This window comes from Nonomuraea sp. NPDC004186 (assembly GCF_053603495.1).
Map to the genome: position 1 here is coordinate 26,826 of NZ_JBSGFQ010000033.1, position 18,749 is coordinate 45,574.

21 protein-coding genes and 1 pseudogene are annotated in these 18,749 nt (G+C 71.8%); 10 read left to right on the forward strand and 12 right to left on the reverse strand.

The genetic code is table 11. The features are described 5' to 3' along the window. Nucleotides 1-99 precede the first annotated feature (99 nt). The 6 genes from ACWEPL_RS25845 (at nt 100) to ACWEPL_RS25870 (ending at nt 4,886) form a co-directional block, all read left to right on the forward strand. Entirely contained in the window at nt 100-1,173 is a 1,074-nt protein-coding gene (locus tag ACWEPL_RS25845; RefSeq protein WP_452437668.1) for a sensor histidine kinase, read from the forward strand. Beyond that, nucleotides 1,170-1,829, forward strand: coding sequence for a response regulator (locus ACWEPL_RS25850; RefSeq protein WP_452437669.1), 660 nt, complete (start codon nt 1,170-1,172; stop codon nt 1,827-1,829). The genes ACWEPL_RS25845 and ACWEPL_RS25850 overlap by 4 nt, the downstream gene beginning before the upstream one ends. A 76-nt stretch (nt 1,830-1,905) precedes the next feature. Next, a complete protein-coding gene (locus ACWEPL_RS25855; protein ID WP_449970778.1) occupies nt 1,906-2,619 on the forward strand; it encodes an ABC transporter ATP-binding protein in 714 nt (237 codons plus the stop codon). Continuing rightward, entirely contained in the window at nt 2,616-3,404 is a 789-nt protein-coding gene (locus ACWEPL_RS25860) for an ABC transporter permease (RefSeq protein ID WP_452437670.1), read from the forward strand. The genes ACWEPL_RS25855 and ACWEPL_RS25860 overlap by 4 nt, the downstream gene beginning before the upstream one ends. Continuing rightward, entirely contained in the window at nt 3,401-4,105 is a 705-nt protein-coding gene (locus tag ACWEPL_RS25865; protein ID WP_452437671.1) for a hypothetical protein, read from the forward strand. Before ACWEPL_RS25860 ends, ACWEPL_RS25865 begins: the two co-directional genes overlap by 4 nt. Nucleotides 4,106-4,151: 46 nt before the next feature. Continuing rightward, nucleotides 4,152-4,886, forward strand: a complete 735-nt coding sequence (locus tag ACWEPL_RS25870) for a dienelactone hydrolase family protein (RefSeq protein ID WP_363971353.1) — start codon at nt 4,152-4,154, stop codon at nt 4,884-4,886. Between the two features lie 42 nt (nt 4,887-4,928). On the opposite strand, the gene ACWEPL_RS25875 is transcribed toward ACWEPL_RS25870, so the two are convergent. Next, nucleotides 4,929-6,122, reverse strand: coding sequence for a cytochrome P450 (locus tag ACWEPL_RS25875; RefSeq protein ID WP_452437672.1), 1,194 nt, complete (start codon nt 6,120-6,122; stop codon nt 4,929-4,931). A gap of 121 nt (nt 6,123-6,243) precedes the next feature. Then, nucleotides 6,244-6,726: a GbsR/MarR family transcriptional regulator gene (locus ACWEPL_RS25880; RefSeq protein ID WP_350727413.1), complete on the reverse strand. Its 483-nt coding sequence runs from the start codon at nt 6,724-6,726 to the stop codon at nt 6,244-6,246. Between the two features lie 139 nt (nt 6,727-6,865). On the opposite strand from ACWEPL_RS25880, the gene ACWEPL_RS25885 reads away from it, so the two are divergent. Beyond that, nucleotides 6,866-8,029, forward strand: a complete 1,164-nt coding sequence (locus tag ACWEPL_RS25885; RefSeq protein ID WP_452437673.1) for a cytochrome P450 family protein — start codon at nt 6,866-6,868, stop codon at nt 8,027-8,029. A 9-nt stretch (nt 8,030-8,038) separates the two neighbouring features. On the opposite strand, the gene ACWEPL_RS25890 is transcribed toward ACWEPL_RS25885, so the two are convergent. Next, the gene (locus ACWEPL_RS25890) at nt 8,039-8,677 is read right to left on the reverse strand and encodes an NAD(P)-dependent oxidoreductase (RefSeq protein WP_452437674.1); all 639 of its coding nucleotides are present in this window, start codon (nt 8,675-8,677) and stop codon (nt 8,039-8,041) included. A 1-nt stretch (nt 8,678) separates the two neighbouring features. Beyond that, entirely contained in the window at nt 8,679-9,578 is a 900-nt protein-coding gene (locus ACWEPL_RS25895) for an EamA family transporter (protein ID WP_452437675.1), read from the reverse strand. Between the two features lie 77 nt (nt 9,579-9,655). Here ACWEPL_RS25895 and ACWEPL_RS25900 point away from each other — a divergent pair, with 77 nt between their 5' ends. Both ACWEPL_RS25900 and ACWEPL_RS25905 read left to right on the forward strand, forming a co-directional pair. Further along, nucleotides 9,656-10,159, forward strand: a complete 504-nt coding sequence (locus ACWEPL_RS25900) for a MarR family winged helix-turn-helix transcriptional regulator (RefSeq protein ID WP_452437676.1) — start codon at nt 9,656-9,658, stop codon at nt 10,157-10,159. A 106-nt stretch (nt 10,160-10,265) separates the two neighbouring features. Next, nucleotides 10,266-10,802, forward strand: a complete 537-nt coding sequence (locus ACWEPL_RS25905; protein ID WP_452437677.1) for a GNAT family N-acetyltransferase — start codon at nt 10,266-10,268, stop codon at nt 10,800-10,802. Nucleotides 10,803-10,941: 139 nt separating this feature from the next. Here the strand turns inward: ACWEPL_RS25905 and ACWEPL_RS25910 are convergent, their stop codons facing one another. The 3 genes from ACWEPL_RS25910 to ACWEPL_RS25920 all read right to left on the reverse strand — a co-directional run bounded on the left by ACWEPL_RS25910 (nt 10,942) and on the right by ACWEPL_RS25920 (nt 13,953). Next, complete coding sequence (locus ACWEPL_RS25910; protein WP_452437678.1) at nt 10,942-12,030, reverse strand: terpene synthase family protein; 1,089 nt, start codon at nt 12,028-12,030, stop codon at nt 10,942-10,944. Nucleotides 12,031-12,150: 120 nt separating this feature from the next. Beyond that, the gene (locus tag ACWEPL_RS25915) at nt 12,151-13,653 is read right to left on the reverse strand and encodes a cytochrome P450 (RefSeq protein WP_452437679.1); all 1,503 of its coding nucleotides are present in this window, start codon (nt 13,651-13,653) and stop codon (nt 12,151-12,153) included. Between the two features lie 36 nt (nt 13,654-13,689). Continuing rightward, nucleotides 13,690-13,953, reverse strand: a complete 264-nt coding sequence (locus ACWEPL_RS25920; protein WP_452437680.1) for a hypothetical protein — start codon at nt 13,951-13,953, stop codon at nt 13,690-13,692. 518 nt (nt 13,954-14,471) lie between these two features. Here ACWEPL_RS25920 and ACWEPL_RS25925 point away from each other — a divergent pair. Continuing rightward, on the forward strand, nt 14,472-15,050 hold the full coding sequence (locus ACWEPL_RS25925; RefSeq protein ID WP_452437681.1) for a dihydrofolate reductase family protein: 579 nt from the start codon (nt 14,472-14,474) through the stop codon (nt 15,048-15,050). 174 nt (nt 15,051-15,224) lie between these two features. Here ACWEPL_RS25925 and ACWEPL_RS25930 read toward each other — a convergent pair whose 3' ends face one another. From ACWEPL_RS25930 to uppS, 5 genes and pseudogenes are all read right to left on the reverse strand, one after another. Next, a complete protein-coding gene (locus tag ACWEPL_RS25930; RefSeq protein WP_452437682.1) occupies nt 15,225-15,941 on the reverse strand; it encodes an isochorismatase family protein in 717 nt (238 codons plus the stop codon). A 32-nt stretch (nt 15,942-15,973) separates the two neighbouring features. Beyond that, nucleotides 15,974-16,096: pseudogene (locus tag ACWEPL_RS25935) on the reverse strand (hypothetical protein); the annotation flags it as partial. Between the two features lie 50 nt (nt 16,097-16,146). Then, on the reverse strand, nt 16,147-17,142 hold the full coding sequence (locus ACWEPL_RS25940; protein ID WP_452437683.1) for a pentapeptide repeat-containing protein: 996 nt from the start codon (nt 17,140-17,142) through the stop codon (nt 16,147-16,149). A 45-nt stretch (nt 17,143-17,187) separates the two neighbouring features. Further along, nucleotides 17,188-17,940, reverse strand: a complete 753-nt coding sequence (locus ACWEPL_RS25945) for a GNAT family N-acetyltransferase (RefSeq protein ID WP_397366457.1) — start codon at nt 17,938-17,940, stop codon at nt 17,188-17,190. 1 nt (nt 17,941) lies between these two features. Continuing rightward, nucleotides 17,942-18,718, reverse strand: a complete 777-nt coding sequence (gene uppS, locus ACWEPL_RS25950; RefSeq protein ID WP_350727398.1) for a polyprenyl diphosphate synthase — start codon at nt 18,716-18,718, stop codon at nt 17,942-17,944. Between the last annotated feature and the right edge of the window lie 31 nt (nt 18,719-18,749).

Sequence of the window (18,749 nt, forward strand, 5' to 3'; positions counted from 1 at the left end):
ATCTCACCGGATTTCCCTTGGACAATCGTGAAATCTACCGGAATGTATCCCTTACTCCCGTTCGAGTCAATGACGCGAGCGCCGCGTAAGGTACGGGGGATGAGGCGGCTCCTGGATGGGCCGGCCGCGGCGATCGTGGTCGGGATGTTCTGGTTGCCGCCGACGTTCGCCTCCGCGGACCGGTCACGGCTGGTGGCCGGGCTGGTGCTGGCCTGCGTCACAGGCGCGGTGATGGCCCTGCGGCGGCGACTGCCGACCGTGTCGCCGCTGCTCGCCGCGGGCGCGACCATCGCCGGGAGCGTCCTGGGGGTGTGCCAGGACCCGATGCTGGCCGCGGCGTGGTGCCTGTATCCGCTCGCGGTCGCGCGCGCCGGCCGCACCCGTACGATCGTCCTCGTCCTCGCCGGCCTCCTCACGGCGCTGGCGGCGGTGGCGGCGGTCCCGGGCGAGGACGCGAGCGGCGCCGGGCAGCGGCTGACGCTGGCCGTGGCCGCGTTGAGCGTGTCCTGGCTGCTCGGCACGGCGGTCGGCAGGCAGATCGCGGCCGCTCAGGAGGCGGAGCGGGCCCGGGTGCAACTGGCGGTGGCGCGTGACGTGCACGACGTCGTCGGCCACGCGCTCGGCGTGATCAGCGCGGAGGCGGGGGTGACGCGGAGCCTGGCCGACGCGAGCGAGCAGGAGTTACGCGACACGCTGGCCGGTGTCGAGTCGCACGCGAGGGGGGCGCTGGAGGAGATGCAGGCACTCGTACGCGGGCTGCGGTCCGAGCCCGGCGCGCCGGAGGGTGTCGCGGGGATCGCGCGGCTGGACGGACTCGTGGCGGCGACCCGCGCGGCGGGCGTGGGCGTCGAGGCGAGGATCGAGGTGAACGGCCCGGTCGACGACGTGGCCGGGACGGTGGCGTACCGGATCGTCCAGGAGTCCCTGGGCAACGTGGTGCGGTACGCGGCGGGCGCGGCCTGCTCGGTGGACCTTCGGCAAGTCGGCGGGGAGATCGTCGTGCGGGTGCGCGACCACGGCCCCGGCGCCCGACCGGCGCGCGGCGGGGACGGGTCGGGGCTGCGGGGGATGCGTGAGCGGGCCCGGCTGGTGGGCGGCACGGTGACCTGGGGAAACCATCCGGAGGGCGGATTCGAGGTGCGCGCCAGGCTGCCGGTCCGGAGCGCGTCTTGAGCGGGGCCGTCAGCGTCTTCCTGGCCGATGACGACGACCGTTTCCGGGCCGCGTACCGGAAGTTGTTCGACCGGACCGAGGGATTCCGGGTCGCCGGGGAGGCGGGCGACGGGGAGACGGCCGCGCGGCTCGTCGGCGCGCTCAAGCCCGCGGTGGCGCTGCTCGACGTTCAGATGCCGGGCCTGAGCGGCCTGGAGGCGGCGCGCCGCATCCTCCCGGACGCGGCCACCCGGGTGATCATGCTGACGACCTTCGACCTGGACGAGTACGTCTATGAGGCGCTGACCCTCGGCGCGTCGGGGTTCCTGCTGAAGAACGCGTCCCCGCAGGAGGTGCTCCAGGCCGTCCGCACGGTCCACGCCGGCCACGCCATGCTGGCGCCGGAGGTCACCGCACGGCTGATCCGCCGCTTCGCGCCGCAGCCGCCCGCGCGGCGGCACGCGTTCGCCGGGCAGGTGCTGTCCGAGCGCGAGGTGCAGGTCGTGCGGCTCGTCGCACGCGGGCACTCCAACCAGCAGATCGCCGACGAGCTGTTCCTGAGCGTGGAGACGGTCCGCACGTATCTGCGGCGCATGTTCGCCAAGCTCGGCGTGAACGACCGCACGCACCTGGCCGTGCTCGCCCACGAGGCGGGACTGCTGTACGAACCCCGGTAGGTGTCTCCTTTCGGGGGACGCGAGCAGGTGCCCTCCCGCCCCAGGCTGGCGACGTCCATCCGAGGCGAGGCAGGCGATGATCGAAATCTCACAACTCAGCAAGCGTTACGGGGCCAAGGCGGCCGTGGAGGAGGTCAGCTTCACCGCGCGTCCCGGCCGGGTCACCGGCTTCCTGGGCCCGAACGGCGCCGGCAAGTCCAGCACGCTGCGCGTCCTGCTGGGCCTGGACGCGGCGAGCGCGGGCACCGCGCTGGTCAACGGGATGCGGTACCGCGACCTGAGGCATCCCCTGCGCACGGTGGGGGCGCTGCTGGACGGAGCCGGCCCGGTGCCCGAGCGCCGCGGCGTCGATCACCTCACCTGGATCGCGCAGTCCAACCGGATCCCGCGGCGCAGGGTCCGGGAGGTGCTCGAACTCGTGGGGCTGGGCGAGGCGGCGCGGCGGCGGGTGAGGACGTACTCGCTGGGGATGGGGCAGCGGCTCGGCCTGGCCGCGGCGCTGCTCGGCGAGCCCGAGATCCTGGTGCTCGACGAGCCGGTGAACGGGCTGGACCCGGAGGGCATCCGCTGGATCCGGCGCTTCCTGCGGGATTACGCGGCGGCCGGGCGTACGGTGCTGCTCTCCAGCCACCTGATGACGGAAATGTCCGGCACCGCGGATGACGTGGTCGTCATCAACCGCGGGCGCGTCGTCACCCACGGCTCGCTCGCCCAGGTCACCGCCGGGCACCGCTCGCTGGAGGAGGCGTTCTTCGCGCTGACCGGCGACCCCGCGAGGCCGGGGTGGTGAGCGCCGTGCGGGCCGAGCTGACCAAGATCCTCACCCTGCCGCGCGTGTGGATCGCCACCGGCGTCGTCCTCGGCCTCCACGCGCTGGTCCTGATCCAGTCGGTCCGGCTGAACGCCGAGGCGGTCGCGGACATCACCCCCGACGGCGTCATCGAGATCTTCATCGGGACGCCGCAACCGGCCACCGAGGCGATCCTCGGTCTCCTCGCCGCGTCCTCGCTGCAGATGGGCCTGCTCGTACCGGTCCTCGCCGCGATGATCGCCGGGCAGGAGTTCCGCTCGAACCAGCTCGGGGTGACCGTGCTCGCCATGCCGCGGCGCGGGCGGCTGATCGCGGCCAAGGCCCTGGCGACCGCCACGTACCTGCTCCTCGTGGCGGTCCTGATCGCGGGGATCAGCACCGCCTTCATGTACGCCGCCGTCGAGGACTGGAACCCGGGCCTGCTCGTGACGGGCGCCGCGTTCCTCGGCCACGGGAGGTTCGTGGCCTTCGCGGTCCTGTCCGGGCTGACCGGCTTCGGGATCACCGTCATCGCGCGCAGCACGCTCGTCGGCGTCATCGTCACCATCGCCCAGATCGCCGTCACCATGACACAGGCACTGGCCGGGGCCGCTCCCGCCCTGGACGCGCTCCTCCCTGTCAGCGCCGCCCGGAACCTGCTGCTCGACCCCGGGATCAACCGGCTCACCGCCGGCCCCGTGCCCGCCCTCCTCGTGCTGGTCGCGTGGGCGGGGGTCACGACGGCGGCCGCCGGGATCACGCTCGGCAGGAGGGATGCGCGATGAGCGCCATCCGGCTCGCGGATCTGCTGCGCGCGGAGCTCACCAAGACCCGCACGCTCCCGGCGACCTGGGTCGCCCTGGGCGTCGCCTCCGCCGCGAACACCGTGCTCGGCCTCCTGGCGGCGACGGACTCCGTACGGCTCGCCGGGCCGGACGGGCCGGTCGCGATCGGGCAGCTGGGCACCCTCATGGTCGCGCCGGTCTACGTCTTCGCCGCGATCGCCGTCTTCGCGGCGGGCAGCGAGTACCGCGCCGGACAGCTGCGCGTCACCCTGGCCGCCGTCCCCGGCCGGCACCGGCTGGCCGCCGCCAAACTCGCCGCGGTCACGGCGGCCTGCCTGCTCGCGGCGGGCCCCGCGGTCCTGCCCGGCCACCTCGTCCAGCCGGTCGCCGATCCGGCCGCCCTCCTGACGGTGTATCTCCTGCTCAGCCTCATCGGATACGGCTTCGCCGTCGTCGCGAGGGGCGTCGTGGCGCCGCTCTCCGTGCTGTTCGTCACGCCGGTCCTCATCTCGCCGGCGCTGCGCGGCAGCATGCCGGACGCGGTGCGGCTTCTCCCCCATGAGGCGGCCCTCAGCCTCCTCGGCCTGCCCGCGGACCCGGCCACCGCCCTGGACCGCACGGGCGGGCTGCTGACGCTGATCGCCTGGGCCGGCCTGTCCGTCGGCGCCGGCTGGGCGGCCCTCGTCAGGCGGGACGCCTGAGGTGTTACGTTACGTTCCTTGCTCTTTGATCGGTTGAGGACTGCTGATGAGACAGGACGTGCGCGTACCGCTGCCGGACGGCGGTTCGCTGGAGGCGACGGTGGCGCTGCCGCAGGGGACGGCGCCCGCGGCCGGGTGGCCGGGCGTGGTGGTCCTGCACGAGATCTACGGCATCGAACCGGACATGCTGGACGTGGTGGACCTGTTCGCCGAGCACGGGTACGCGGCCGTCTTACCGGACCTGTACAGCCACGGCACCAGGGTCGGGTGCCTGACGCGGGCCATGCACCAGTTCGTGACCGAGAAGCCGGGTCAGCCGGCCGCCGACATCGACGCCACCCGGCAGTGGCTGGCCGGCCGCGATGACGTCGACGGCGGCCGGCTCGGCGTGATCGGCTTCTGCATGGGCGGCGGGTTCGCCCTCGCGTACGCGGCGAGCGCGCCGCCCGGCGTACGGGCCGCGTCGGTCAACTACGGCGCGGTCCCCCGCGACCAGGAGCGGCTGCGGTCGGTGTGCCCGGTCGTGGGCTCCTACGGCGGCCGCGACCAGGGCTTCGGGCGGCACGGCACGCGGCTGCGCGAGCACATGCGGGCGCTCGGCCTCGAGCACGACGTCGAGATCTATCCGGACGCCGGGCACTCCTTCATGACCGACGGCCATCACCCCGTCGCCAAGCTCGCGCTGTTCCCGCTGCGTCACGGCCTCGTCCGGGCGGCGGCGGACGACGCGTGGCGGCGCACGTTCGCCTTCTTCGACAGGTACGTGGCAGGCGGCGCGTAGCGCATGACATGCGGGAGGCCGCACGGCCTCCCGCATGTGGGGTCAGACCAGCGGCAGGCGCCGCACGCCGGTCATGGTCGGCATGGGCATGAACACCACGGGGTCCTCCGGATCGGTGCGCAGGTGGTCGAACCGGTCGAGCAGGATGTTGAGGGCGACCCGGCCCTCCAGCCGGGCCAGGGGGGCGCCCAGGCAGAAGTGGATGCCGCGGCCGAAGGCGAGATGCGGGTTGGGGTCGCGGTCGGGGTCGAAGACGTCGGGGTCGGCGAACTGCCGGGCATCCCGGTTGGCCGCCCCGAGCCAGAGCAGGACCGTCTGATCGGCCGGTATCGTCACGCCGCCGAGCTCGGTCTCGCAAGTGGTGCCGCGGGCGATCAGGGCGAACGGGGTGAAGAAGCGCAGGGACTCCTCGATGATCGCCGGGATCGCCGCGCGGTCTGCCCGCGCCCTGTCCTGGTGCTCGGGGAAGGCGTCCAGGGCCAGCACCGTGTTACCGAGCAGCATCGTCGTGGTGACGTGCCCGGCCAGCAGCAGGACGATCGCGAAGTTGACCACCTGCTCGTCGGGCAGGTGCTCGCCGTCCACCTCGGCCTCGACCAGCTTCGTGAGCAGGTCGGCGCGCGGCCGGCGCCGGCGTTCGGCGGCGTGGCCGGCGAGGTAGGCGGACATCTCCCACCACGACTTCATCGTGGTCTCCGTGTCCTGCTCCCGCCGTTCGAAGAGGTCGTCGAACGAGACCTTGGTGTCCTGCCGGAACAGCGTGTCGGCCCACTGCTTGAACAGCTCGCGATCGCTGCTGGGCACGCCCAGCAGCTCGGCGATGACGATGACCGGGAGCGGGTAGGCCAGGTCGCGCACCAGCTCGAACCCGCCGCGCTCGCGCGCCGCGTCGAGCAGTTCGTTGGTGACGGCGGCGATCCTCGGCTCGAGGTCCGCGACGACCTTGCGGGTGAAGGCGCTGCTGACCAGCTTGCGCAGCTTGCCGTGCTCCGGCGGGTCGATCTGGGTGATGAAGCCCTCCAGTGACAGCCCTTCCGGCTTCTGGTCCTCGGGGGCCAGGCGAAGGGTGTCGGAGGAGTACGTCGCGGGGTCGCCGAAGATCTCGTGCGTCTCGGGGTAACCGTAGACGTTCCACATTCCGGCGGCGGCGTTGTGCTCGACCGGCCCGCCCGGCCGCGGGCCGTGCAGCCAGAAGTGCTGTTCGGGGATGTTGTACCGCTCGACGATGTCAGACATCGTCACTCCCTTGATCGTTGGATGATTGTTCGGTTGAGCGGATCGCACGACCCGGCAGGGGACGCGGTGGCGTCGTGCCGGGGTCCTGCGGTGAACGGCACGTGCTCCTCGACGATCATGTTCACCCGGAGCCCTGATCGTCGTCTTTCAGCCGTTTGCGATACTCCTCCCAGCGCTGGAGCGACTCGTCCGCGTCGCGCATGAGGAACTCGAAGAAGTCCCTGGTGTCCTGCAACAGCGCCCGCTGCTCGGCGCGGTCGTCACCGATGATCGACAGTCCGAGGCTCAGCGCCTCCGCGATCGGCTCGACGCCGGCCAGCCGGCCCCGCATGATCTGGGCCCATCCTCCGCGAACGACCTGGTAGCGGTGCTCACGAGCCGACGTGGGGACGCGCTCGACCATCCCGCCGGCCTCCAGCTGCCTGGCGACCGTGCTGACCATGGTCTTGCTGACGCCGAGCTCGGCGGCCAGATCGGTGAGCGACTGGTCCGGCGGGTCGCAGATCAGCAGCCACGCGTACAGGCGGCCCATCGTCCGGCCCCCGGCGATGCGCTCCATGACGAGCCCCATCCGGTCGACGAACTCGGTCTCCTTCTGATCCACCTTGCCAACTCCGTGAGCGTCGTAAAGCACGTACTTGATGAAGTCTACGTCGCTGACTCGTCCCTCGCGTTGCCGGGCGCTCGCAGATCGAGATACCGTGAACATCCAGATGATGTCATCATTCAATTCAGGAGCGGATATGACCGATGTGCCCGAGGTCGACCTGACCGATCCCGCCGTCCTGGCGGACCCGTTCACCGCGTACACGAGCGCCAGGGAGCGGTCGCCCGTGGCGCGGCTGATGGCGCCCGGGTTCGGCCCGTTCTGGGCGGTGACCCGGCACGAGGAGGCCAGGGCCATGCTGAGCGACCCCAGGCTGACGACCAACGAGCACAGCTACCAGCGGCCCGACGTGCCGGAGCACTGCCTGCCGTACCTGCGGACCATGTCGGAGATGAACGGCGCCGAGCACGCCCGGCTGCGCCGGCTGGTCGCGCCCGCGTTCACGCGGCGCAGGGCCGCCGAGTTCGGGCCGCGCATCGAGGCGATCGTGGAGCGGCTGCTCGATGAGCTGCCCGCGGAGCCGGATCTGCTGGCGCACTTCGCGGGCCCGCTGCCGATCGAGGTGATCTGCGAGCTGGTCGGCATCCCCGTCGCCGACCGTCCCCGGTGGCGCGAGTACGGCGCCGCCATCGTGGCCGGGCACGGCGAGAGCTTCCGTGACGCCATCCCGCGCATCCTCGAGGGCGCCACCGCCGCGGTCGCCAGGGGCCGGGCGGAGCCGGGCGAGGACCTGATCTCCGACCTGGCCCGCGTCATGGAGGAGGACGGCGACCGGCTCTCCGAGACCGAGCTGATCACCATGGTCTGGACGCTCGTCATGGCCGGCCAGACGCCCACGAACCTCATCGCCAACTCCGTCGCAACCCTGCTGTCCCACCCCGGCCAGCTCGCCGCGCTGCGCGCCGACCCCGCCCTCATGCCGCGGGCGGTGGAGGAGCTGATGCGCTGGTGCGGGCCGCAGCTGCTGACCATCCCCCGCTTCACGGCGGAGGACGTCGAGATCGGCGGCGTGACCGTTCCCAAGGGCGTGCCGGTCACGGCCTCGATCGCCTCGGCGAACCGCGACCCGCGCGCCTTCGACGAGCCGGACCGGTTCGACCTGCGGCGCGAGGAGTCGGGGCATCTCGGGTTCGCGCACGGGCCGCACTTCTGCGTCGGGGCCTCGCTGGCCCGCGTACAGGCCGGGATCGCGATCGGGGCCCTGCTGCGCCGCTTCCCCGGCCTGGCGCTCGCCGGCGAGGTGCGGCACATGCCCGACCCCGGCACCTGGCGCCTGACGTCGCTGCCCGTGACCCTGTGAGACGGCGGTTCAGTAGCCGACCGTGAACCTGGCGCGGTGATGCCGGGGGCGCTCGGCCTCGTCGAGCAGCGCGACGGCGAAGTCCTCCATGGAGATCGCCGACCTCCCCTCGGCGTCCACCAGCAGCTCGTCGCCGCCGAGCCGGTAGCGACCGGTACGCTCCCCCGGCTCCAGCAGCGCGGGCGGGCTCACGTAAGCCCAGTCGACGCCCGGCTCGGCCCGGCAGACCTCAAGCTGGGCGTTGCAGGCCAGCGCGATGGGCCGCCACGAGGGCGGGAAGTCCGGGGTCTCGACGACGGTGAGGCCGCCGGTGCCCGGCACGGTCAGCCCGGCCGCGCCGCCGACGAGCAGCAGCCGCACGCCGGTCCTCGCCACCCCGGCCAGCAGCGCCTTGGCGGTCGTGACCAGGTCGGCCTCGTGGCCGGGCGCGGGCCGGGTGGCGCTGACGACGAGGTCCTGCCCGGCGCTGAGCGCGGCCACGTCCCTGACGTCCGAGGCGTCGCCGGCGCGGGCGTGCGCGGCGGGAGGCAGCAGGGGGAAGCGGGCGGGGTCGCGGACGACGGCGGTGACCTCGTGGCCGCGGGCCAGCGCCTCGGCCACCACCCTGCCGCCCACGGCTCCGGCGGCTCCGAAGACGGTGATGCGCATGTCAGGACTCCTTTCCAGCAAGGACGCGGGGCGTCTCGGCCGGCTTGCGGGCGGGCTGGCGCTGGGCCGCGACCAGGGCGGCCAGGACGACGAGCGCGCCGAGCGCCTGGGCCGCGGTGAGCTCCTGGCCGAGGACGAGCCAGCCGAGCGCGGTGGCGACCACGGGGCTGAGCAGGCCCAGGAACGTGACCTTGGTCGCCGACAGCATCCGCAGGCCCCGGAACCACAGGACGTAGGCGAGCGCGGATCCGATGATCGTGAGGTAGGCGTACCCGACGAGGTTCGCGCTGGTCAGGGTGGCCGGCGGCGCACCCTCGACGAGGAACGCCACCGGGAGCAGCAGCAGGCCGCCGGCCACGAGCTGCCAGCCGGTGGTGGCCAGCAGCGGCGCGGGCGACTGCCACCGCTTGCTCAGCACCACGCCCAAGGCCATCACGACGGCGCCGCCGAGCGCCGCGGCCACGCCGAGCGCGTCCAGCCGGGCGTCGGCCCGCAGCACGAGCAGGCTCACCCCGGCCACGCCCGCCACGGCGGCCAGCGTCGTACGCAAGGACAGGCGTTCACCCAGGAGCCCGGCCGACAGCAACGCGACCAGCAGGGGCTGGATGGCGCCCACGGTGGCGGCCACCCCTCCGGGCAGCCGGTACGCCCCCACGAACAGCAGCGCGAAGAACACCCCGATGTTCAGCGCGCCGAGCACCAGCGCGCGCCACCACCAGATGCCCGTGGGCAGGCGGCGGGTGATGGCGACCAGGAGGAGACCGGCGGGCAGCGCGCGGATCACGGCGGCCAGCAGGGGGCGGCCGGGCGGCAGCAGTTCGGTCGTGACGAGGTACGTGGTCCCCCAGATGGCGGGGGTCAGCGCGGTCAGCAGGACGGTTCCCGATTGATTTCTTAGCACTAAGACAAAGTATCTCAGCGCTAAGTTACTTGGCGAGGTGATTTACCTCACCGCTAAGGCATCGTTAGGCTGGAGTGGTGGCTGATCACGTCGACCTGATACTCAAGCAATGGGACGCCCAGCGCCCTGACCTGGACGTCTCGCCGATGGCGGTGATCGGCCGGCTGTCGCGGCTGATCCGGCTGATCGACGTGGAGCTGGGCCGTACGTTCGCCGCGCACGGGCTCGACCGGGCCTCCTTCGACGTGCTGGCCACCTTGCGCCGCAGCGACCCGCCGCACCGGCTGACGCCGGCCGAGCTGATGCGGGCCTCCATGGTCACGTCGGGGGCGATCACGCAGCGGCTCGACCGCCTGGAGTCCAGGGGGCTGGTGACCCGCACGCCCAGCGAGGCCGACGGGCGGGTGGTCTACGTGACGCTCACCGACGAGGGGTACGCCCTGATCGACCGGGCCCTGCCGGACCATGTCGCGACGGAGGACCGCGTGCTCTCGGCCCTGCCGAAGGAGCGCCGTGACGAACTCGCCCACACGCTGCGCGACCTGCTGGAGTCCCTCGGGGACACCACCACGCTCACCTGACCAGGGGCGTCATCAGAACCGGCCTGCGAGGCGCCTCGCCCACCTGTCCCGGGGCTCGGCTGTTATCGCATTGCGCGCCTGTGGGCCGGCCGACGAAGATCGCGCCATGGAGCGAAATGGGATCAATGCAGGCTGGCTTGCCCTGCGGCCGTTCAAACCGGCGGACATCCCGTGGGTCTATGAGGTGTCCCTGGATCCGGCCTTGCAGCACTTCGTGGAGTTGCCGGCGCCCTACCGCATGGAAGATGCGGCGTTCTTCGTGGAGCAGCTGGCCATCGCCGGCGCGCAGAGTGGACAGCGTCTGGAGTTCCTCGCCGAGGAGGCGTCCACGAGAGAACGCCTTGGCCGCGTGGGTCTGTGGTTGGGCGCACCGGGTACGGCCGAGATCGGATACTGGGTTGATCCGAAAGCCCGCGGACGTGGCGTTGCGACCGATGCGGTGCGAGCTGTGTGTCGGTGGGCCTTCCGCGTTCATGGTCTGGAACTGATCGAGTGGCGCGCCGAGGTAGGCAACTGGGCTTCCCGCCGAGTTGCGGAGAAGGCGGGCTTCACCGTGGAGGCCACGCTCCGGAAGCGACTTCTGCACCGAGGAATCCGGGTGGACGCATGGGTCGGCTCCCTGCTCAAGGGCGAGGCTCTGTGAACTCGGGCCGGCGGTTCCACCCGGTGCGCCTTGATGGCGTCTGGTTCCCGATCGGATCGTTCTCGTCCAGCACACGCGCCATGAGGCACCCGGCCTTCCTTCCCTTACGAAGATCATCAGCCTGTGCGGGCCGGCGTGCTCACCGCCACCACCAGTCGATCGCTGGAACGCTGGGAGCGCCCGTCGCGGCGGGGATGGCCGAGACGGTGGCCACGGTGCGGACGGCGCCAGGGTGGTCGCCGTCGGGATCGGTGTACCGCTCGGCGATCAGGCCCCATTCGAAGTTGCCGCGTAACAGGCAGGTGAGGTTGTCCAGGTACCGGAACAGCGCGGGTGAGGCGGACGGCATGACCTGGTCTCGCACCTCGACGAAGCGGGCGACGATCCGGTCTCGGAGGACGGCGGCGGCATGCAGCGCCCGGTCGCGGGGCAGGGTGTGGTCGCGCATGTAGAGGTCGATGAGGTTGCTGATCACGGGCCGGCTTGAGAGAGTCCGCTGCTGGGCGAGCCATCGCTCCTTGCCGTGCGAGTAGAGGTCGTTGTCGAGGGCGGCGGCCATGCCGGCCATCTCGGTCAGTGCCCGTACGCGTGCGCTGGTGATCTCGCCTTCGCTGATCGTGTCCGGCTCGGCCAGTTGGAAGAACTGCAGGGTGGGTTCGGCGGCGGAGTACATCAGCCGTAGGGCGAGGTACTCGTTCGCGTTCAGCGGGGCGGCGCGGGCGGCGGCGCAGAGCTCGCAGGCGGCGCCGAGCAGCCATTTGAGGTGACTGTCGGCGAGGCGGCGCACCTGTTCGGGGCCGGCTGCCTGGTGGATGCGGCGGGCGAGGTCGATGACGGGTGCCGTCATGGGGTGCCCGGGCGGCAGCAGGCCCGCGTCGGGGGTTTCCAGGGTGCGGATGATGCGTACGGCCATGTCAAGGAAGCCAGAGTCGGCCCCGGCGGTGGCGTCCCAGGGGACGTCGTCGAAGACGAACATGAGATAGCCCCAGTCGACGGCGATCTGGAGGCGGTCGGGGTCGGCCTGGGGACACAGGTAGCCGAAGAAGTGCGCGGTGCGGGTGCCGGTGATGCGGCGGGCCAGGGTCGGGTCGTCGCACAAGCCATGGCTTGCCATCCAGTCCAGGCCGCGCCGCTGCATCACCTCGATCTGCGGGTGCCGGCGCAGGGGAGCCGGGAAGTACATCGGGGGCAAGTGCACGGTGATGGCCGGATCGGCGGCGTTGGCCATTGCGGGTCCCTCGCGGTGGATGGTGAGCGTCAAGAGTGGGCGGGAGGTGGGTCGTCGCGGCGGATGGTGGGCGTCAGGGGCGGGCGGGAGGCGCGGCGTCGCGGCGGCTCAGCGGCAGGCTCAGGTGGCGGGGATGCAAGGCGGGGCGTCGCGGCGGCTCAGCCGCAGGCTCAGGTCGCGGGGATGCAAGGCGGTGCGCGCCAGCGGCCTGACCTGCTGTCCCGGGACCGGGTGCAGGTGCCAGCGGCCGGTGATGGTGGCCAGGGCGAGGATGAGCTCGATGGTGGCGAACTGGTCGCCGATACATCGGCGGGCGCCGTCGCCGAAGGCGAGGAAGTTCTTCGGCGATGGAGGCTTGGGGGCGCCGGAAGGGGTGAGAAAGCGTTCCGGGCGGAAGGTGTCGGGGTCGGGATAGTGGGCCGGCAGCCGGTGGATCAGGTAGGGGCTGTAGATGATGGTGGTGCCTGCGGCCAGGTGGTGGCCGCCGAGGTGGGTGTCGGCGGTGGTGTGGCGGGTGAGCAACCAGGCCGGTGGATACAGCCGCAGGGTTTCGCTGACCACGGCACTGGCGTAGCGCAGCTGCAGCAGATCCTCGCCGGTGGCGGCGCGCCCGCCGAGGACGCGCCGGCTCTCGTCGGCCACCCGGTCCTGTACGTCGAGGTGCTCGGCCAGCAGGTGCAGGGCCCAGCTCAGGGCGGCGCTGGTGGTCTCGGCGCCGGCGAGGAACAGGCTGGCGACGAGTTCGCCCAGCTCCCTGTCGGTGCGTGGCCGGCCCGTGCCCGACGGGGTGGGCGAGTCGGCGGTGGGGCTGTTGGCCAGCAGCACCGAGAGCATGTCGCCGTGGTTGTGGCCGGCGCTGCGGTAGTCACGTACGGCTTGGGTGGTGATGTCGTGCAGTCGCCGCTCAGTGCGGTGATAGGCGCGGTTGGCCGGGGTGGGCAGCCGATCCAGCGGGGGCGGGGTGATCATGCGGCGGAAGATGCCGCGCACCATCGCCGGAAGCGCCTGGCGGATCTCAGCAAGGGATCGACGGCTCGTGGAGGCGGGGAACAAGGTTCGCGTCATGGCCTCACAGCTGATCCGAAGGGCTGCCGTGGGGACATCGAGGATCTGGCCGTCGCGCCAGGAGTCGGCGACGTGGGCCAGATACCGCCCGAAGATGGTGGCGTAGCCGGGCAGTCGGGTGCGTTGAAAGGCGGGCTGGGCCAATCGGCGCAGGGGGCGGTGTTCGGCGCGGCGTGCGCACACGAGCCCACCGTCGCCTTCGACCTCTCGTACGCGCCGCCACAGGGCTCCGTCCTTGTCGAAGACGCGTTCGTCGCCGATCATCTGCCGGGCCAGATCCAGCCGGCAGACCACGACCGCATCGACGGGGCCGAGCGTGATCCGCACCAGGTCTCCGTGGGCGGGCAGCGAGCTGAGGAACCTCAGCGGATCACGAAGCAGGGCCGGGGCATGTCCCAGCAGTGGCCAGGCTCCCGGCGCGCGGGGAAGAGGAGCGACCTCGTCAACCGCCGCCGCCGGGCCGCTCGGCCGGATCTCGCCGTGCGGTGCGTGGCCCGTGCCGGGGTCGGCGGGTACGGCGGACGAGTTGGGCGGTGGGTCGTCGATGGGTGCGGCCAAGGGATGCTCCCGCGTGCGCGATGACAGGTGAAGTGGTCAGTGCCGGCGGTGGACGGTGATCTGGGCCAGGGCGCGGAGGTCGGCGCGGAGGTCCGCGCGGTGGGGCACGTCGACGGCTTGGCGCGGCGACTCCAGCGCGGCGTGCAGGCGGGTGTGTTCCCGGGCTCCGCCGGCCTCGACCAGTTCGGCGGCGTGCCGCGCCTGGGTGGCGTTCAGGGGGTACGGGTCGGCGTACAGGTGGGCCAGTCGGCGGCCGAGCGGTCCGGGTGTGGACGGGGCCGCGATCATCGGTGCGGTCATCTTCCGTTCGAGAAGGTCTTGCTGGGCCGGCAGATCCCCCCAAATTCCGACGGCGGCTCGTGTGGAGCATCCGCAGCCGGTGCTGCCGCACCCGGCTGTGGGCCGCGAAGAACTCGGACAGGCGATGCTGGCGGGTGAGCATTCCCCCGGAGAAATCACATCTTTTCTCTACCAATCCCTACGTACTGTAATCTCCCCTGCGTGACAGGTAATCATCGCTGGCAGTGCTGCCGTTCTCGCCTGTTGCGGCGTAACGCCGATCCGCTCAGTGAGGGCGACCGTTCCGCCTCGCCCAGGTGTCGCTGACCGAGGCGGGACAGGACAAGGGCGACGGTCAGCTGGAGTTCGGCGGCTGGATGATGTCGTCGGCCACGATGACCATTGCCGGTCGAGAGCCACCCTGGTCGTCCACGTTTCCCACTGATCTTTCCGTCGTGATGTCGAGACGGCCGGATCGGCTCCGACCTTCTCGTGACGGCACCGGGTGGCGGCGCCGCCGGATCGGAGGAAGGCGCGCGATGAGCAAGGTAGTGCTGGATGTGTCGATGTCCCTGGACGGGTTCACGGCGGGACCGAACGTCCGGAAGGAGGAGCCCATGGGGGACGGCGGTGAACGGCTGCACGAATGGATGGCCGGGGAAGGGCCGGACGCCGGGGTCGACCTCGGCATCCGCCGGCAGGTGGACGCGGCGGTGGGAGCCGTCGTCATCGGACGGCGCACCTTCGACCTCGGCGTGGTCCCGTGGGGTGGCACGCCGTGGCCCGGCGTCCCGAGCTTCGTGGTCACCCACCGGACCAGGGAGGATCTCCTCGGCGACAACGGCGGGACGTTCGCCTTCGACGGGCTGGAGGCCGCAGTCCGACGTGCCAAGGATGCCGCCGGGGACAAGGACGTCCTGGTGCTGGGTGCGGACGTCGCCCGGCAGTTGCTCACGGCGGGGCTGCTCGACGAGGTGTGGCTCCACCTCGTCCCCCTGCTGATGGGGGCGGGCACGCCGCTGTTCGCCGGGGAGCGGGCCGAGCTGATCCCGGAGGGGGAGCCCGTCGCGGGAACCGGGTCCGTGACCCACCTGCGCTACCGCGTACTGAAGCCCTGACGCCCTTGACGCCCTCGCGGCGTGACGAGGAGGTGAGGTGTCCACGGCGGCTGAGCGCGGGCGAGGACGGACCCGGCCGGCGCATCGGTCTCCTGCGCGTCCAGATCGTCCGGAGCCGACGACGAGGACCTGGCAGGCGGCGGCCGGGCCAGGTCCGGGTGCCGCGTGACCGGTTCAGCCCAGATCGAGTTTGGCCAGTTCCGCCCAGTACCAGGGCACGACCTCGCGCCCGGCGTCGGAGCGGGGGTCGGACCAGTCTCGGATCCATTCGCCGAGGATGCCGAGGAAGGAGTTGGGGATGCTGCCCGCCTGGATCACGCGCTGGATGCCGGCTTCGTGCGCGGCCGGGCTGGTGCCGCCGACCGCGTCGGTGACGACCATGGTCCGATAGCCGTCGCGCTGGGCGTGCACGACGGGGAAGGCGAGGCAGATCTCGGTCCATAACGCGGCGAAGACGACGTTGCGGCGCCCGGTCGCCTTGATGGCACGGCGTACGGGTTCGTCCTCCCAGGCGTTCATGGTCATGCGGTCGTACTCGGTCAGGGCGGGCACCTCCTCACGCAGCGAGGGGATGGTGGGGTGGTTGACCCCCGCTTTGACACCCACGGTGGTGAGCACGGTGGGGATCTTGAGCAACCGGGCGATCCGGGCCAGCGCCTTGACGTTGAGCTGGAGCAGGTCCTTGTTCATCGAGGTGACGCCGTTGACCATCTCGGGCTGGTAGTCGATCAGCACCAGCATGGAGTTCTCCTGGCTGAACAGCGGGTTGGACTCGCTCGTGCCGCTCTCGGCGGACGCGGTGCCGGCCAGGGCGGGGGCGATCGCCGCGGCGGCCCCGACAGCACCGACAGCGCCTGCGGTGAGTGCCTGCCTGCGGGTTGGATTGCTCATGCCGAATCCTTCACTTGGGGAAGATTGAATCTTTAAGTAGAAGGTAATGCGCAGGCATCCAGAAGCCGTAGACGACACGTATACGTGCTTTCAGCCGACTCGTCGGTGATCTCGTCCTCGTTGCCGACCCCGAGGTAGCGCAGATCGAAGGGCTCGGGGTGGCCGAGCGCGGGAGCGGCTCCTGGTGTTCAGGCGGGCGCGGGGTTCAGCCGCGGCGCCGGCGGCCGGAGCCGCGGCCCGAACGCCGCCCCGAGCCGGAATCGGAGCCGCGCCCCGAGCCGGAAGCGCGGTTGGAATCGGAGCCGGTCCCTCGTGCGGAGGCCGTGCCGCGTGCGGAGCCGGGGTCGCGGCGGGAGCCCGTGCCGCGGGACGGCCGTTCGTAGCGGGTGGCGGGCCAGTGGGCGGGACGGGTGAGCGCGGCCGGGAGGCGGGTGGCGGCGTCGCCGGTGGCGGCGTTGAGCTGGGGCTGGGTGAGGAAGAGCGCACCCGACAGGTCCGCGCCCGCCAGGTCGGCCCCCCGCAGGTCAGCCCCGATCAGATCCGACTCCCGGAGGTCCGCACCCCGCAGATCGGCGCCGATCAGGTACGCCCCGCGAAGGTTGGCACCCCGCAGGTCGGCGCCCGACAGCTTGGCCCCGATCAGATCCGCTCCCCTGCGCTCCTTGCCTTTGCGCCCGGCCCGGACCAGCTCACTCGTCCGCAGCAGCAGCACGTTGACCTCGGCCCGGTGCGCCGGCACGTCCAGTTCCTTCAGCGCGTCCGGACTTTCCCGGGTGAGCCGCTCCGTCGCGTCGAACGCGCCCTGCAGCTCGGCGTGGACGGGCCTGGCGGCCTCCAGCGTCAGCGCCTCCGCCAGGTACCACAGCAGCTCGTGCAGCTGCCGCACGACGGGGAAGATCGCGTACATCTCCCCGGCCGTGCCCGGCGCCTGCCGCCAGCTCGTGCCCTGGAAGGTGACCTGCGAGACCTTCTGGCCCGCCCCGAAGCAGTCGTACACGGTGCAGCCGGGAAAGCCGCGCTCCCTGAGCTCCGCGTGAATGGAGCAACGGAAGTCGTCACGCAGGTTGCGGCAGGGCTCCCCGGCCTTCTTGTCCACCGCGAAGTCGGCCGACGCCGCGAACGGCAGCGCGACGCAGCAGAGCCCGAAGCAGCTCTCGCAGTCGGCCAGCAGGCCGAGCTCGCGCGGGTTCGTTCCAGGCAACGTGCGGGCCTCCTCCGGCGGATACGGTCAGGCCATCAAGGGTACTCACTCGTGGACGTACGGCGTCGTCGTGGTGATCGCCTCGAACCCCAGCCGCAGCAGGATCGGACGGCTCTGGCTGGAGGCGTCCACCTGCAGATGGTCGTAGCCGCGGGCGACCGCCTCGCGGGCCCGGTAGGCGACCAACGCCCGGTAGATGCCGCGCCCGCGCCACTCCGGCACGGTGCCGCCGCCCCACAGGCTCGCGAACCGGGTGCCCGGGTGCAGGTCCATGCGGGCCGCGCTCACCGGCACGTCACCGGCCATCGCGAGGAGGGCGACGACCTCGCCCCCGGCGAGCTGGTCGAGCAGCCGTTCCCGGAAGTGCGCGTCAGGGGTGCCGAAGGCGCTCTCGTGAACGTCGGCCATCAGCTCCACACCGTCGGAACCGGTCACCGGCACCAGCCGCACCCCCTCGGGCGGTTCCCCTCCGAGGGGCAGGCGCGGGATCTCGGCGATCATCAGCGTCTCGGCGGGCTCCGGGGTGAATCCGGCGGCCAGGAGGCGCCGGTCGAGGTCGCCGGGCCGGTCGTAGCCATACAGCTTCCACTCGAACGGCCGCCCCAGCTCCCCGAAGTAGCGCACCTGCTCGGCGATCTCCGCGTCCGCGTTCCGCTCGTCGAGGCCGGACCAGAGCACGCCGTTCCAGCCGTGCTCGGGAGCGACCTGCCGCACCACGTTGCCGACCCGCTCCACTTTGGCGTCCGGCCCGTCGGCGCGGGCCTCCTGGCGCAGCTGCCGGTCGAAGAGTTCCAGCATCTCAGCCCCCGAACCGTCGCTGCCGGGCGGCGAAGCTGCGCAGCGCCCGCAGGAAGTCGATCTCACGGAAGGCCGGCCAGTAGGCCTCGCAGAAGTACAGCTCGGAGTAGGCGGACTGCCAGAGCAGGAAGTTCGACAGGCGCTGCTCGCCGCTGGTGCGGATCACCAGGTCGGGGTCGGGCTGACCGGCCGTGTAGAGGTGGGGCGCGATGTCGTCCACGCTCAACGTCGAGGCCAGCTCCACCATGGACTGCCCGGTCTCGGCCCGCTCGTACAGCAGCTCGCGCAGGGCGTCGATCACCTCCTGGCGGCCGCCGTACCCGATGGCCAGCGTGAGGTGGAAGCCGGTGGCACACGTACGGGTGGCCTCGACGGCGCTCTTGAGCGCGCGGGCCGTGGTGTCGGGCAACATGTCGAGCAGGCCCGCCACGTGGACGCGCCAGCGCGCGTCCGGCCGGTCCAGCCGCTCGGCGACCATCTCCTCGATCACCCGCAACAGGTAGGCGACCTCCTCGTCACCGCGGCGCTGAAGGTTCTCCGTCGAGCACAGGAACACCGTCACGTGCTCGATCCCCAGCCCCTCACACCACGACAGCACGTGGTCGATGTGCTCGGCGCCGTACTTGTGGCCGATGCTCGGGCTGGCCAGACCCTGCTGCCTGGCCCAGCGCCGGTTTCCGTCCATGATCAAACCGACGTGGCGGGGCAGCGGACCCGCCGTGGCCTGACGGCGCAGCCGCCGGGCATAGAGGGAATGAAGAAGATCAGTCGTCCACATCCTCCAAGGATGGCCCACCCGCCGAACCGGC

Coding starts and splice junctions, on each gene's coding strand:
- ACWEPL_RS25845 (WP_452437668.1), top strand. CDS start 100: ATGAGGCGGCTCCTGGATGGGCCGGCCGCGGCGATCGTGGTCGGGATG.
- ACWEPL_RS25855 (WP_449970778.1), top strand. CDS start 1,906: ATGATCGAAATCTCACAACTCAGCAAGCGTTACGGGGCCAAGGCGGCC.
- ACWEPL_RS25865 (WP_452437671.1), top strand. CDS start 3,401: ATGAGCGCCATCCGGCTCGCGGATCTGCTGCGCGCGGAGCTCACCAAG.
- ACWEPL_RS25870 (WP_363971353.1), top strand. CDS start 4,152: ATGAGACAGGACGTGCGCGTACCGCTGCCGGACGGCGGTTCGCTGGAG.
- ACWEPL_RS25875 (WP_452437672.1), bottom strand. CDS start 6,122: ATGTCTGACATCGTCGAGCGGTACAACATCCCCGAACAGCACTTCTGG.
- ACWEPL_RS25885 (WP_452437673.1), top strand. CDS start 6,866: ATGACCGATGTGCCCGAGGTCGACCTGACCGATCCCGCCGTCCTGGCG.
- ACWEPL_RS25890 (WP_452437674.1), bottom strand. CDS start 8,677: ATGCGCATCACCGTCTTCGGAGCCGCCGGAGCCGTGGGCGGCAGGGTG.
- ACWEPL_RS25905 (WP_452437677.1), top strand. CDS start 10,266: ATGGAGCGAAATGGGATCAATGCAGGCTGGCTTGCCCTGCGGCCGTTC.
- ACWEPL_RS25910 (WP_452437678.1), bottom strand. CDS start 12,030: ATGGCCAACGCCGCCGATCCGGCCATCACCGTGCACTTGCCCCCGATG.
- ACWEPL_RS25920 (WP_452437680.1), bottom strand. CDS start 13,953: ATGACCGCACCGATGATCGCGGCCCCGTCCACACCCGGACCGCTCGGC.
- ACWEPL_RS25925 (WP_452437681.1), top strand. CDS start 14,472: ATGAGCAAGGTAGTGCTGGATGTGTCGATGTCCCTGGACGGGTTCACG.
- ACWEPL_RS25930 (WP_452437682.1), bottom strand. CDS start 15,941: ATGAGCAATCCAACCCGCAGGCAGGCACTCACCGCAGGCGCTGTCGGT.
- ACWEPL_RS25945 (WP_397366457.1), bottom strand. CDS start 17,940: ATGCTGGAACTCTTCGACCGGCAGCTGCGCCAGGAGGCCCGCGCCGAC.
- uppS (WP_350727398.1), bottom strand. CDS start 18,718: ATGTGGACGACTGATCTTCTTCATTCCCTCTATGCCCGGCGGCTGCGC.